The following is a 14,736-nucleotide window of genomic DNA, read 5'->3' on the forward strand; positions in this document are numbered from 1 at the left end:
TCCATGGCGCCCAACTTATCCATGCGCGAACGCCTTGCTCCCGGAGCAGCCACCGATCCGCGGGACGGCGAGGGCGCGCAGGTCATCGACCTCGCCACCCGCAACGTCCTGCCCCGCGTCACTCAGCGCAAGAAGGCCGATGGCCTCGGCCTTGCCGCCGGCGTCCTGATCGTGGCGGCGCTCGGCGGGCTGACGCTGTGGTCGATGGATTCCGCGCGTAACGGACCGGTCGGCGCCAATGCTGGCAACCCGGCGCCGCAGCCTGCCGCACCCGCCCCCGCCGCCAGCGCCCCCCTTCCTGCAGTCGTCCCGGCGGCGACGCCCGCGCCGCTGCCCGCCCCCGCTCCGGCCCCCGTCCTCGCAGCAGCCCCTGCCGCCAATCCGGCCACTGGCCCGCAAGCCAACCGCTATGCCAGCCCGACCGTCGTGTTCGACGTCGGGACCGGTACGGCTGTGGCGCTCCCCGGTGCCGCGGGCGACATCGCCAAGGGAGGCACCCCCAACGACGATTTCGCCGCGCGCATCGGCGGCACCGGCGCGACGGCGTCGGCCACCCGCTCGTTCGATCCGGCCACCACGGTAACGCAGGGCACGCTGATCCCGGCGGTGCTTGAAACCGCGATCGACACCGACGTGCCTGGTTACGTGCGCGCCATCGTCTCGACCGACGTGCGCAGCTTCGACGGCAAACGCGTACTTGTCCCCCGCTCATCGCGCCTGATCGGGCAGTACAAGAGCGGGCTTACGGCGGGCCAGAAGCGCGCCTACGTGATCTGGTCGCGCCTGATCCGTCCGGACGGCGTCTCGGTCAACCTGGGCTCGCCCGCCGTTTCCTTCGGCGGCGAGACGGGCCTGCCGGGCAAGGTCAACAGCCACTTCTTCGAGCGTTTCGGCTCGGCCATGCTGCTTTCGGTGGTCGGCGGGCTGACCACGCTGGCGTCCAGCGGTTCTAACGTCATCGTGTCCGGCGGCGGTTCGGCGGCCTCCAGTGCTGTGCAGAGCGGCGCGCAGATCGGCCCGACCATCCGCGTGCGTCAGGGCGAGCCGATCCGCGTGTTCACCGCCAAGGACCTGGACTTCAGCCAGGTCCAGTGACGCGATATGGCCGACGTACTCACCCTTCAGCCGGCAGCGGCGTCCTTCGGCATGACTGATGTACCCATCGACGCCGCCGCCGCGCGCAGCGTCTACCTCGACGCCTACCTCGCGCCCCTGCGGCCATGGCTCGAGCGCGAAACGGTGACCGAAATTCTCGTCAACCGTCCCGGCGAGATTTGGGTCGAGGATGCCGAGCTTCCGGGCATGACCCGCATCGAACTGCCGCAGATGGATAACCGCCTGCTCCAGCGCCTCGCCGAGCAAGTCGCGCGGATCAGCCACCAGGGCATCAACCGCGAGCACCCGCTGCTCTCGGCAACCCTGCCCGCCTATGCCGGCCAGTCCGGCGCGCGTATCCAGCTGATCGGCCCGCCGGCGACGCGCAGCAACTGGGCGCTGGCGATCCGGCGGCACCGCCTGCTCGACCTGCCGCTCGACGCCTACGACCGGGGGCCGATCGTGCCGCCGCTGGAAGTGCCGACGCCGGACCCGATGGCCGAGCCTATCGCTTTCCTGCGCGATGCGATCCGCCGCCGCCGCACGATCCTGATCTCGGGCGGTACTTCGACCGGCAAGACCACCTTCCTCAACGCCATGCTGACCGAAATCCCCGAGCACGAGCGCGTGGTGCTGGTGGAGGACACCGCCGAACTGCGCCTGCCGGGCGCCAACGGCGTCGGCCTCATCGCGGTCAAGGGAGAACTGGGCGAGGCCAAGGTCTCGGCCAACGACCTGCTCCAGGCCGCGCTGCGCCTGCGCCCCGACCGCATCGTGCTGGGCGAGCTGCGCGGCACCGAGACGGTCAGCTTCCTGCGCGCCATCAATACCGGCCATCCGGGCTCGTTCTCGACCGTCCACGCCAACTCCCCGCGCGGCGCGCTGGAGCAGATCGCGCTGATGTCGATGCAGACCGGAATCGGCCTGACGCGGGCGGAGACGCTGGAATATGCCTCGTCGGTGATCGACATCGTCGTCCAGCTCGATCGCAGCGGCGGCAGGCGCGGTATCTCGGCAATCGCGGAGAGCGCGACATTGGTTTGAGACGATCGTTGTTCCCGATCGAGCCGGGAACTACGATGCCGCGGGACTTTTCGCTGTCACGGCGGCATTCAAGTCTTGCTCGACGCGTCCTCGATCAGCACGCCTTCGTCCGTCTCGACGCGCCACGTCAGCCCGAGCCAGTCGGCCAGGCACTTGAGATCCTTGCCGTTGCCGGCTCCGTAGAGCGGGCGCGCAGGTGCCTGCAACGTCAGGACCAGCGTATCGCCGCGTACCCCTAGCGAGGATGCCGCCATGCCCCGGGCGGTGCCGCCGGTCAGGCGCCGGCACAGGCGCACGGCAAGGCCCCAGCCGATGGCGCGGTCAAGATCGCACTTGTCGGCAAGGCGGCCGAACTCGGGCGGCGCCTGGGTCATGCCCGAGTTGGCGAAGACGGTCATGGCCATCATCCCGCGCCCGCACATGTCGAGCCCGATCCAGCGTTTGCGCAGCGCCCAGGTCAGCGCCTCCTCGGTGCGCATGTTGGGCTCGGTGCGCATGGCGGCGAGCGCGAGCAGGCCGGCGGCCTTGCGCAGGTCGCCATCGGCGCGGGTGTCGCGGCAGACCGGCGCGGTCCAGTCGGCGACGCGCACGGCATCAGCCGCATCGACGCGCGCGCTCTCCGCGAAGGCGGCGACGCTGGCCAGCATCGGGCTCTCCTGCTGGACGCTGACGGGCAGTTGCATGTGCAGCAGCCCCTCGCGCAGGCCCCACGACGAGAACACCAGCTTGGAAGGATGAAGGTTGGCGACCAGCTGTGCCATCAGCGCGGCGGCGTCAGCCAGGGTGGCGAGGCGCGAGCCGGAGATGCGCGGGTCGGGATCCTCCGGCTTGCCCTTCTCGAACACGCGGGCAAGCCGCAGGGCCTCTGAGGCGGAAAGTTCGAAGCCGTGGGGATCGTCCACCGGCCAGTCGAGTACACGCATGGCCTGCAATGCCAGCGCGCGCCACGAACCGCCGACGATGTAGAGCGGAAGGCCGCGCCCTTTCTGCCACCCGCGCGCCTGAAGACCCGATCGCACCGCATCGGTGAATTTCTGCGGCCCCAGGGACCGCATGTCGGGCAGGCGCAGTGTGCCGAAGGGCAGGGTTATGCCGCCCGGGCAGATGCCCTCGGGCGCGATCTCGACGAGTTCCAGGCTGCCGCCCCCGAGATCGGCGGCGATGCCTCTGGCGCCCGGGAAGGCGGCAATCACGCCGGTGGCGCTGGCGCGGGCCTCCTCCTCGCCCGAGAGCAGGCGGGGTGAAAGGCCGAAGCCGTGCACCGCTTCCAGGAACTGCGGGCCGTTGGCGGCATCGCGCGCGGCGGCGGTGGCGACGCACTCGATGTTGTCGACCCCCATCAGCCGCAGCAGGGCGGCGAAGCGTGACAGCGCCGCAAGCGCGGTGCGCATCGACTTGTCGGAGATCGCTCCGGTACGGCCCAGGTCCTTTCCGAGCCGGGCATTGACCTTTTCATTGAGGACGACGACCGGCGCACGCGGCGGCCCGTTGTAGACGACGAGGCGCACCGTGTTCGACCCGATGTCGATGATGGCGCGCTTTTCGCTGGACTGGCTGATGCCGATCATTCTGTTCAAAATGTACCGTAAGGACCGAAAGTTCCGGCCGGACATTCGCGCCCTAGAGTATTTTGACGGCGGGTGGAAACGTTTGCCGGCTCGGAAGATGCGGAGAACTTTGCTTCAGATCGTGCCGCGCCGCAGCGAGAGCTTCGGCACCTTGCGCCCGCTGTCCAGCGCCGCGCCGCGCCCGGAGAGCGACGGGTTGGTCATGAAATAACGGTGCAGGTTGAAGGGGTTGGTCACTTCGCCGACCCGGTCATAGGTGCCGTCGGGCGCGCAGACCCAGCTTTGTTCGGTGTCGATCAGGTTCGCCAGCATGACCTGGTCGAGGATCTGGTCGTGCACCGTCTTGTTGCGGATCGGCAGCAGCACCTCCACGCGGCGGTCGAGATTGCGGCTCATCCCGTCGGCCGAGGTGATGAACAGCTTGGCGCGGCGGTTGGGCAGGTCCGCGCCGTTGGCGAAAGCCCAGATGCGTGCATGTTCGAGGAAGCGGCCGATGATCGACTTGACCGCGATGTTTTCGGACAGGCCGGGGATGCCGGGGCGCAGGCAGCAGATGCCGCGCACTACGAGGTCGATGTCCACGCCCGCACGGCTGGCGGCATAGAGGCGGTCGATGATGCCCGGATCGGTCAGCGAGTTGAGCTTCGCCCAGATCGCCGCCGGCTTGCCGGCCTCGGCATTGGCGATCTCGGCGTCGATGCAGTCGTTGAGGGTGGAGCGCAGCGAGATCGGCGAGATCGAGAGGATCTCGGTGCTCTTGGGCTCTACATAGCCGGTGATGAAATTGAACAGCCGGCCGACGTCGCGCCCTGCCGCCGGGTCGGCGGTGAAGTACGAGATGTCAGTATAGATGCGGGCCGTGAACGGGTGGTAGTTGCCGGTGCCGAAGTGACAGTAGGTGCGGTAGCTCTCCCCTTCGCGCCGCACGACCATCGAGACCTTGGCGTGGGTCTTCCAGTCAACGAAGCCGTAGATCACCTGGACGCCGGCGCGTTCGAGCTGGCTGGCCCAGAGCAGGTTCTGCTCCTCGTCGAAGCGGGCCTTCAGCTCGACCACGGCGGTGACGGACTTGCCCTGTTCAGCGGCCTGGATCAGCGCGGAGATGATCGCGGACTGCTTGCCCGCGCGGTAGAGCGTCTGCTTGATCGCCACCACGTCCGGGTCGCGCGCGGCCTGCTTCAGGAAGTCGATGACGACCTCGAAGCTTTCATAAGGATGCTGGACGACGATGTCCTTCTCGCGGATCGCCGCGAAGATGTCGCCGTCGTGTTCCAGGATGCGTTCCGGGTAGCGGGGGCTGTAGGGCTCGAACTTGAGTTCGGGCCGGTCCTCGTCGCAGATCGCCGAGAGGCCTGAGAAGCCGATGATGCCATCGGTCTTCATGATGAGCGCCTTGTCGAGCCCGAGCTGCGTGCGCAGCAGGTCCTCGGCGGCGGGATCGAAATTGCCCTGGAGCTGGAGCACGATGACGAGACCGCGGCGGCGGCGCTGGATCGCGGTGCGGTAGTAGCGCACCAGATCCTCGGCATCCTCCTCGATCTCGATGTCGCTGTCGCGCAGGATGCGAAAGACGCCGTGGCCGTTGAAGCGGAAACCGGGGAACAGTTCCTCGGTGTTGCGGCAGATCAGGTCCTCGATCGAGATCCACGCCGCTTCCTCGCCCGGGATGCGCACGAAGCGCGGCAGCGGGGCGGGGATCAGCACCATCTCCATCACCGGCGCGTCGTCGGCTGTGCGGGTCAGCGAGAACAGCACGCCGATGCCCTGGTTGGCGACGAACGGGAACGGGTGCGCCGGGTCGATTGCCTGCGGGGTTATGACCGGCATGACATGGGTGATGAAGTAGTCGCGCAGCCACTTTTCGCGGTCGCGGTCGAGCTTGTCGTCCTCGCCGATCACGGCGACGCCGGCTTCGCCGAGCTGGACCTTGAGGGTGTTCCAGACCTGCTGCTGGATGGTCTCCAGTTCCATCACCTTTTCGTGGGTGACGGCCAGCGCCTGAGACGGCGTGAGCCCGTCGATCGAGATTTCCTCGATCTGGCGGCGCACCTGTCCGGCGAGGCCGGCGACGCGCACGGTCAGGAACTCGTCGATGTTGCTGCCCGAGATCGACAGGAACCGCAGCCGCTCGATAAGCGGGTAATTGGGATTGCAGGCTTCGGCGAGCACCCGCTCGTTGAAGGCGAGCCAGCTCAGTTCGCGGTTGAAATAGCGCGCGGGCAAGGTGCCCAGTTCGGCAGTTTCGGCGCTGTCGCCGGCTGCGTCCGATTCGTTGCGAATGTCCAGCATATCCATCTTCTTCATCCGACCGTCTGTTGGCATGCCACCATGACACCATCGCGGCAATTGCTGCGAGTTGTTCCGTAATCGTCGAAAGCGCACGGGCGAAAGGTTTTGCAGCCCATTTGGGCTGCCATTTTCGAACGTCGTGACGAATTGTTGCCTAATTGGGCAGTGTCGCCAAGTGAACATCGTTGCGGTGCAGCATCGTTTGCCGCACACTCCGCCGCGATGATCAAGGCAGCCCTGCACCACCTCACCCGTTATCGCTATTCCAAGCGGATCCGTCTCGGCCCCCAGGTCATCCGGCTTCGCCCGGCGCCGCACAGCCGCACGGAGGTGCCCAACTACTCGCTGACGATCAGTCCGCCCGAGCATTTCCTGAACTGGCAGCAGGACCCGCACGGCAACTGGCTGGCCCGAGTGGTCTTCCCGGAACCCGTCGACCACTTCTCGATCGAGGTGGACCTGCTGGCCGAACTCGCCGTCATCAATCCGTTCGACTTCTTCGTCGAGCCCGACGCCGAGGAATATCCCTTCACCTACGACGCCACGCTGAAGGGCGATCTTTCGGCCTACTTCGAGGTCGAGGAACAGGGCCCGCTGTTCGAGGCGCTGGTGGCCGAGCATGCCGGCTGGACCGGCCGCACGGTCGATTTCCTGGTCGATATCAACAGCAAGCTGCAGCAGCGCATCGGCTACGTCATCCGCATGGAATCGGGCGTAATGACGCCGGAGGAGACGCTGAACGTCGCCATCGGCTCGTGCCGCGATTCGGCCTGGCTGCTGGTGCAGCTGCTGCGCCGCCTCGGCTTCGCGGCGCGGTTCGTGTCGGGCTATTCGATCCAGCTCGTCGCCGACGTGCTGCCCAAGGAAGGGCCGGTCGGCGTGCTGGAGGACGTGACGGACCTCCACGCCTGGGCCGAGGCCTATGTGCCCGGCGCGGGCTGGATCGGGCTCGACGCGACTTCGGGCATGTTCGCGGGCGAGGGGCACATTCCGCTCTGCGCCACGCCGCACTACCGCTCCGCCACCCCGATCGAGGGCATGGCCGAGCCCGCCGAAGTCGACTTCGACTTCAGCATGAAGGTCAGCCGCATCGCCGAGGCCGTGCGCATCACCAAGCCGTTCACCGACGAGCGCTGGGAGGGCCTTCTGGCGCTGGGCGACAAGGTGGACGAGGACCTCGTCGCGGGCGGCGTCAACCTGACGATGGGCGGCGAGCCGACCTTCATCGCCGCGACCGACTTCGAGGCGGATGAGTGGAACTCCGGCGCCGTCGGCCCGACCAAGGCCGCCTACGCCGACCAGTTGATCCGCCTGCTGCGCGCCAAGTTCGCTCCGGGATCGCTGCTCCACCACGGGCAGGGCAAGTGGTATCCCGGAGAGACGCTGCCGCGCTGGGGGTACTCGATCTATTGGCGCAAGGACGGCGTGCCGATCTGGACCGACGACACCCTGCTCGCCGGTGAAAAGCCGCTCGAGACGGGCGGCGATCCCGATCCGCTGCCCTCGATCGACATTCTCTCGGCCGCGAACCTGCTCGCCGCCGCCGCCGAGGGCCTCGGCATCGACACGGACTTCGTGCAGCCGGTCTACGAGGACCGGGGCGTCTGGATGCTGCGCGAGGACGAACTGGCGGTGAACGTCACTCCTCTCGATCCCAGCATCGAGGACGAGGAACTCGCACGCCGCTTCCGCCGTACCTACCGACGCGGGCTCGACAAGCCGGTGGGCTTCGTGCTCCCGGTGCAGCGCTGGAACGCGCGGGACCAGTCGCAGCCGCGCTGGCGCTCCGAGCACTGGCGCGTGCGCAAGGGCCTGCTGACGGCGGTGCCGGGCGATTCCGCCATCGGCTACCGCCTGCCGCTGGGCTCGCTTCCTTACGTGGCGCCGAAGGACTTCCCCTATATCCACCCGCGCGACACGGCGGAGGAGCGCGAACCGCTCGCCGACTTCCGCGTGCAGGTGACCGAGCGCGCCAACGAACACCAGACCAGCGATGGCGGTCCGCAGCGCTTCCGCGCCGTGCCCGAGCCCAAGTCCTTTGCGGAAGCCCCGGTGGAGGCGGACATCATCCAGGGCGCGGTGCGTACCGCCGTCACCGTCGAGCCGCGCGGCGATTACATTGCCGTGTTCATCCCCCCGACCGAAGCGCTTGAGGACTACCTCGAACTCGTTGCATCGATCGAGGTCGTGGCGGAGCAGCTGAAGCTGCCCGTGCGCGTCGAGGGCTACGGCCCGCCGCCGGACCCGCGCCTCATGGTGCTCAAGATCACGCCCGATCCCGGTGTGATCGAGGTCAACATCCACCCCTCGGCCTCATGGCGCGAGACGGTGGAGATCACCGAGACGCTTTACGATGCGGCGCGCGAGGTCGGGCTTACCGCCGACAAGTTCATGGTCGACGGCCGCTCGATCGGCACCGGCGGCGGCAATCACATCGTACTGGGCGGACCGACCCTGCTCGACAGCCCGTTCATCCGCCGCCCGGACATGCTCAAGAGCTTCGTCACGTACTGGCAGCGGCATCCCTCGCTCAGCTACCTGTTCTCCGGCCTGTTCATCGGCCCGACCAGCCAGGCTCCGCGCATCGACGAGGCGCGCCACGATTCGCTCTACGAGCTGGAGATCGCGCTCGCGCAGGTCCCCGGCCCAAACGAGCCGCAGCCCGCGCCGTGGGTGGTGGACCGCCTGTTCCGGAACCTGCTGGTGGACGTCACCGGCAACACCCACCGCACCGAGATCTGCATCGACAAGATGTTCAGCCCGGACGGTCCCACCGGCCGCCTCGGCCTCGTCGAGTTCCGCGGCTTCGAGATGCCGCCCGAGCCGCGCATGTCCTGCGCGCAGCAACTGCTCATCCGCGCGCTGGCGGCGTGGTTCTGGCGCGAGCCGGTCGAAGGGCCGCTGGTGCGCTGGGGCACGCAGCTCCACGACCGCTTCATGCTCGGCCAGTTCGTCTGGGCCGATTTCCTCGACGTTCTCGATGACCTGCGCCGCGCCGGCTACGATTTCGACCCTTCGTGGTTCGAGGCGCAGCGCATGTTCCGCTTCCCCGTCCACGGCGAGGTCGAGGGCGGCGGCGTAAGCCTCGAAATCAGCCACGCGCTCGAACCGTGGAACGTACTGGGTGAGACCGGCGCGATCGGCGGCACCGTGCGCTATGTCGACAGCTCCACCGAGCGGTTGCAGGTCAAGGCCACCGGCCTCGTCGCGGGCCGCCACGTCATCACCTGCAACGGCCGCCGCGTGCCGCTCACCCCGACCGCTCCCGGAGAAGGCGTGGGCGGCGTGCGCTACAAGGCCTGGTTCCCGGCCGAGTGCCTTCACCCGATGGTGCCCGCGCACCCGCCGCTGACTTTCGACATCTTCGATCTGTGGAACGGCCGTTCGCTGGGCGGCTGCGTCTACCACGTCGCGCATCCGGGCGGGCGCAACTACGACACCATGCCGGTGAACGGCTACGAGGCGGAGGCGCGGCGCAAGGCGCGCTTCCAGGAACACGGCCATTCGCCCGGCCCGCTGGAGCGGCCTCCTGAGGAATCCGCTACCGAATTTCCCTACACTCTCGACCTCAGGCGGCCTGCCCGGCTAATGTAGGGGATGGTCGCCCGGGTTTCCTGTTGCACGCTTATGCCGACAGTCGTCGTCCCCCGCTCGACCGGGGGCCGCCGGCGGCCTTCAGGCGGAACGTTGCCGATCGCCGCGATGGGCGAGCCAAGGCGTGATCGCCCTACCGGAATGACAAAGAGGATTTCCGTGAGATACGGTCTCGCGCCACTCGCCAGCGGCCTCTGGCCGGATCGGGGACGGCGCCTATGAGCACGCAGCCCCAAGTCGCGCCCTCACTGAACTGGCTCGACGGTTATGCCGCGTCGAGCGGTGACCTGTTCGGCGATGCCTCGCGCCCGGTCGCGGATGCATGGCGCAAGGTGGCGCAGGGGCTCGCCGGGCTGACCGACGCGGACCCCGCCGCGCTGCAGGACGCCACCGCGCGCCACGCGGCTGACCTCGGCCTCGCCTTCCGCCTCACGGGCGACGAGGACGAGCGCTCATGGCCCCTGAACGCCATGCCGCTGATCGTCGGCGCGGGCGAATGGGCCGAGGTCGAGCGCGGCTTGGTCCAGCGCGCCGAGCTGATGGAGAAGCTCGCCGCCGATATCTACGGGCCGCAGACGCTGGTGAAGGACGGTCACCTGCCCGCCGCCGTCGTCGCCGGTAGCCCGTTCTTCGCGCGCCGGATGATCGGCCGCACGCCGCCGGGTGGGCGTTTCGTCCACATCTACGCCGCCGATCTCGCGCGTGGGCCGGGCGGGCAGTGGCGCGTGCTCCAGGACCGGGTGCGCGTCGCCGGCGGGGTCGGCTATGCGCTGGAGAACCGCCTCGCGATGTCGCGCGCGGTCGGCAACCTGCTCGCCGACGCCCACGCCCGCCGCCTCGCCGACTTCTTCGCGCAGATGCAGGCGGGCATGGCCGCCGCCTGCCGCCGCGAGAACCCGCGCATCGCGCTGCTCACCCCCGGCCGCTTCAACCAGACTTATGCCGAGCAGGCGCACCTCGCCCGCTATCTCGGCCTGCCGCTGGTCGAAGGGCGCGACCTCACCGTGCTCGACGACCGGCTCTACGTCGGCACCATCGCTGGCCCCAAGCGCGTCGATGCGGTCTGGCGCTGGATCGACACCACCGCGCTCGACCCGCTGTCGTTCGACGCCAAGTCGCAGCTGGGCGTCGCCAACCTGTTCGACGCCTGGGCCGGCGGCGGCGTCGAGATGGTCAACTGGCCGGGCGTGGAAGTGCTCGAATCCGCCGCCTTCGCCGCCTTCCTGCCCCGCCTGTGCCGGGTCATGCTCGGCGAGGCGCCCGTCCTGCCCAATGTCGCGACCTGGTGGTGCGGGCAGGCGGTGGAAAGCTCGACCGTGGCCGCGCGGCTGGGCGACCTCGCGCTCCTGCCCGCCTTCGGCCAGCCCATCGATGGCCTCGACAGCCGCGACCCGGTTGCCGGCGCAGCGCTCGGCGCAAAAAAGCGCGATGCGCTGATCGATGCCCTGTGGCGCCGACCGATGGACTATTGCGGACAGGAGATCGTGCGCCTTTCCACCACGCCCGCGATCATCGACGGCGCCATCGTGCCCCGCCCGTTCACCGTGCGCGCCTTCGTTGCGCGGACCGCCGACGGCAGCTGGACGGTCATGCCTGGCGGATTTGCGCGCCTGTCTTCGAACACGGCGCTACCGACTTCGCTGATGGGCGCGGGCGACCTTTCGGCGGACCTCTGGATCGTAGACGAGAAGCCGGCCAGCCAGCATCTCGGCAGCCGCTTCGCGGGCGAGCCGCCCATATCGCGGGGGGGTGGCATTCTCGCGAGCCAGGCCGCGGACAATCTGTTCTGGTTCGGCCGCTACAACGAGCGCGCCGAGACCATGGTGCGGATCGTGCGCGCCATACTCGCAAACCCGGCCGACAGCGACGGCGCGGCAGGGCAGGACGGCACGCTGCCGCGCCTGACCGCGCTGCTGCGCGATTGGGGGGCGATCAGCGCCGAGACCGCGAAGCTCTCGGTAGCCAAGATCTGTGCGCGGGCGCTGACCGAAACCCGCCTGACCAGCGGGGTCGCCACGCTGATGCGCCGCCGCCAGCAGGTCGGCATGGCGCTGCGCGAGCGTTTCGCGCGCGATTTCTGGCGCATCGTCAGCCGGCCGATGCCCTCGATCAACGTCGAGCAGCCGCAGTCGATGCTAAGCAGCACGCGCTGGCTGACCGAGCATTTCAGCGCGCTTGCCGGGCTGATCGCCGAGAACATGGTGCGTTCGGCCGCCTGGCGTTTCCTGGAGATCGGCCAGCGGCTCGAGCGTGCGCAGGCGATCTGCCGCATGGCCCGGCTGCTCACGCCCAAGCCCGGCGACAGCGACCCTGCGGCCATGCTCGGACTGCTGCTGGACCTGTGCGACAGCCAGATCATCTACCGCAGCCGCTATCTGACCAGTCCGGTCGCCAACCCGGTGCGCGACCTCGTGCTGCTCGATCCCGACAATCCGCGCGCGCTGGTGTTCCAGGTGGGCGAGGTCGCGGCGCACCTGGCCGCGCTCCCCAGCCTGCGCGACGACAACATCCCCGAAGCGCCCTTGCGCGCCGCCCGCGCTCTGCTTGGCGAACTGCAGGCCGCCACCGCGCCGGACATGACGCCGAAGCGGCTGGAAGCCATCGAGGAGCATCTCCTCGGCCTGTCCGACGCGATTTCGCAGCGTTACTTCCTTCAGCTCGATTCCGAGGAAGCGGAAAGGCGTTCGCGGCTGCTGTGATGCGCTATTCGGTCAGCCACATCACTACTCTCAAGTACGCGCAGCCCGTGCGCATGGCGCAGTTCAACGTCCGGTTGCGTCCGGCGGAGTGGACCGGGCAGACGGTTTCGGACTTCTCGCTCAGCGTCGACCCGCAGCCTTTGCAGCTGGTCGAGGGACCGGGCGGTTATCACGTCAACGAGGCCCGCTTCGTTCTGCGCGAGGCGACCGCGCAGCTGCAGATCGAAAGCCGCTTCACGGTCGAGGTCGAACCGCTGCCTTTCTTCGTCAGTGATGCCACCGGGCCTGGCCTTGCCGACCTGCGCGAGCGGGCGATGAGGAAGCCGGACCTCTCCGACCTTGGCCCGGCCTCGTACATCTTCGCCTCGGCCATCGCCCAACCCGAGCCGGCGATCGCGCATTGGGCGGCCTCGTTCGTGGACGAGGCGATGCCGGTGATGGTGGCGGGCCGCGCGCTGATGTCGGCGATCCACAAGGAATTCACCTACGACGCGGGCGCGACGGAGACCGACACTCCGCCGATCGAGGCGTTCAACCAGCGCCATGGCGTGTGCCAGGACTTCAGCCACATCATGATCGTCGCCGCGCGCGCCCACGGGATCCCGGCGGGCTATGTCAGCGGCTACCTGCGGACGTTGCCGCCGCCGGGCAAGGAGCGCCTCGTCGGCGCCGACGCGATGCACGCCTGGGTCAACCTGTGGTGCGGCGAGGAACTGGGCTGGATCGGCTTCGACCCCACCAACGACTGCCTTGCCGACACCGACCACATCTTCCTCGGCATGGGCCGTGACTATTCCGACGTCGCGCCGCTGGACGGGACTTTCCGGGGCGGCTCCGAGCAGAAGATGTTCGCCTCGGTGGACGTTGCCCCGCTGGATTGAGGAGGCACGGTCCTCCCCGATGCGGGGAGGATCGGTTCAGTGACCGCGGGTCTGGTTGGCGCCCGGGCTGGTCACGGGCTCTCCAGGAAAGATTCCGGCGATGGCGAGTGCCGCGCCGATTCGCGACAGCGTCTCCAGCAGGTCGCCGATGCTGTCCTCGCCGACCACCAGTTCCAGCGTCTGCCGAGTCGCCTGCGGGCCGCGATCGCGCAGGCTGGTGATGAGTTCGAGAATCACCGCCTCGTGCTCGGAAACGTGGCTGCAGCCCATCGGGCAGAACGCGAGCGTGTCCAGTGCGTCGCGATTGAGAAGCATCATGGCGCGGTGGAAGGGCTGGAGCCCGCCAATCATGCGCCAGCGCGCGAAGGCGGGGGCGAGAAGCTGCGCCGGGCAGCGCTTCTGGCCGATCGCGGTGACCCACGCGCGCATGGACCAGACGAGGAACCGGCAGCCTTCGTCGAGGGTGCTGAGCGGGCGGTCGACGTATTGATACATGCCGGGGACTCCTTAGGGCTTGCACATGCGAATGATTATCATTAGCTACTGTTGCGCGGCTTGCTCCTCTCGTCAAGCCTGCACCAAGCCCGGAGAAACGCTTGTCATGGGGCGTTTCTCCCATCCTGTGACCTTTGGCCGGGGCGGCTCCTTGCCTTGCTCGCCCCGGCCTTTTTTTCGAAGGTCACAGAAGGCCGCGAAAGCGGCGGAAATCAAAGGGTTTTCGGGGTTTCTGCGCCGCTGGGGCGTCGATCCGATAGCGGTGGTGGTCGTCAGGCGCGCCTCAACGGCGGGACGTCACGCCCCGCCAGCGGTTCGGTCTTTCGCGCGAACGACGAATCGAGCGCGATTCGTGGCAGGCGCCCGAGTTGTCCGGCCATACACACAGCTTCTGCCCGCGTTATCCACAGATGTATCCACGCGGGCGAGCCTGAATCAGCGGTAGTCGAACCCGGCCTTGGGCTGGATCTTCAGCGAATTCTGCTGGAGCGCGGTCATCAGGTATGAGCCGATGAGCATAGGAAATTCCAGCATCTGCTTCTCGTCGTAGGTCTTGGCCAGAACCTCCCAGGTCGCATCGGCGATGCAGTGATCGGCGAGGAGTTCCTCGACCGCGCGCAGGACCGCCGACTCGTGCGCCGTCCAGCCGGGCGCGTCGGAGCCGTCGATCACCCGCTCGATTTCCTCCGGGGTGACGCCGAAGGCCTTGCCGATGTCGACGTGCTCGCACCACTCGAACGGCGCGCGGGCGAGCAGGGCGAGGCGCAGGATCGCCAGTTCGCGCTCGCGGGCGGGAATGGTGCCCTTGGCGGCGAGTTCGATGCCGAGCACCATCTGGCCCTTGAACATGCCGGGATGGCGCAGCGTGATGAGGCTGACGTCGGGGAAGGGGCGGCTCTCGGGGATCGAGAAGGCGGCGCGGATCGCATCGACCTGCTCCTGCCCCTCGGGGCTCACTTCGCCGAGCGTGAGGGGGGCGTAGCGGGGGCCGTGCGCCACCGTCTGTGCCAACCGGGCGTCTGCGTCGAATTCGTATCTGCCGGTGGTGGGTGCGGCCATTGTTATGTCGAT

9 protein-coding genes are annotated in these 14,736 nt (G+C 68.2%); 5 read left to right on the forward strand and 4 right to left on the reverse strand.

The genetic code is table 11. The features are described 5' to 3' along the window. Window positions 1–3: 3 nt before the first annotated feature. Together AC07M9_RS02710 and AC07M9_RS02715 are read left to right on the forward strand one after the other, a co-directional pair. Window positions 4–1,095 (forward strand): TrbI/VirB10 family protein, encoded by a 1,092-nt coding sequence (locus tag AC07M9_RS02710; RefSeq protein ID WP_494881107.1) that lies wholly within the window; start codon window positions 4–6, stop codon window positions 1,093–1,095. Between the two features lie 6 nt (window positions 1,096–1,101). Next, window positions 1,102–2,139: an ATPase, T2SS/T4P/T4SS family gene (locus tag AC07M9_RS02715; protein WP_494881108.1), complete on the forward strand. Its 1,038-nt coding sequence runs from the start codon at window positions 1,102–1,104 to the stop codon at window positions 2,137–2,139. A 68-nt stretch (window positions 2,140–2,207) separates the two neighbouring features. Here AC07M9_RS02715 and AC07M9_RS02720 read toward each other — a convergent pair whose 3' ends face one another. Beyond that, complete coding sequence (locus AC07M9_RS02720; protein ID WP_494881109.1) at window positions 2,208–3,707, reverse strand: Ppx/GppA phosphatase family protein; 1,500 nt, start codon at window positions 3,705–3,707, stop codon at window positions 2,208–2,210. Between the two features lie 114 nt (window positions 3,708–3,821). Further along, on the reverse strand, window positions 3,822–6,011 hold the full coding sequence (locus AC07M9_RS02725) for an RNA degradosome polyphosphate kinase (RefSeq protein WP_494881110.1): 2,190 nt from the start codon (window positions 6,009–6,011) through the stop codon (window positions 3,822–3,824). 207 nt (window positions 6,012–6,218) lie between these two features. On the opposite strand from AC07M9_RS02725, the gene AC07M9_RS02730 reads away from it, so the two are divergent. The 3 genes from AC07M9_RS02730 (at window position 6,219) to AC07M9_RS02740 (ending at window position 13,170) form a co-directional block, all read left to right on the forward strand. Continuing rightward, complete coding sequence (locus AC07M9_RS02730) at window positions 6,219–9,590, forward strand: transglutaminase family protein (RefSeq protein ID WP_494881111.1); 3,372 nt, start codon at window positions 6,219–6,221, stop codon at window positions 9,588–9,590. Window positions 9,591–9,808: 218 nt separating this feature from the next. After that, a complete protein-coding gene (locus tag AC07M9_RS02735) occupies window positions 9,809–12,289 on the forward strand; it encodes a circularly permuted type 2 ATP-grasp protein (RefSeq protein ID WP_494881113.1) in 2,481 nt (826 codons plus the stop codon). Beyond that, window positions 12,289–13,170, forward strand: coding sequence for a transglutaminase family protein (locus tag AC07M9_RS02740; protein ID WP_494883877.1), 882 nt, complete (start codon window positions 12,289–12,291; stop codon window positions 13,168–13,170). The genes AC07M9_RS02735 and AC07M9_RS02740 overlap by 1 nt, the downstream gene beginning before the upstream one ends. A gap of 36 nt (window positions 13,171–13,206) precedes the next feature. Here AC07M9_RS02740 and AC07M9_RS02745 read toward each other — a convergent pair whose 3' ends face one another. Together AC07M9_RS02745 and AC07M9_RS02750 are read right to left on the reverse strand one after the other, a co-directional pair. Further along, window positions 13,207–13,665 carry a hypothetical protein gene (locus tag AC07M9_RS02745; protein WP_494881115.1) on the reverse strand — a complete coding sequence of 153 codons (459 nt, stop codon included), beginning with the start codon at window positions 13,663–13,665 and terminating at the stop codon, window positions 13,207–13,209. A 435-nt stretch (window positions 13,666–14,100) separates the two neighbouring features. Continuing rightward, the gene (locus AC07M9_RS02750) at window positions 14,101–14,724 is read right to left on the reverse strand and encodes a carboxymuconolactone decarboxylase family protein (RefSeq protein WP_494881117.1); all 624 of its coding nucleotides are present in this window, start codon (window positions 14,722–14,724) and stop codon (window positions 14,101–14,103) included. Between the last annotated feature and the right edge of the window lie 12 nt (window positions 14,725–14,736).

Source organism: Novosphingobium sp. GW821-FHT09E05, assembly GCF_059416165.1.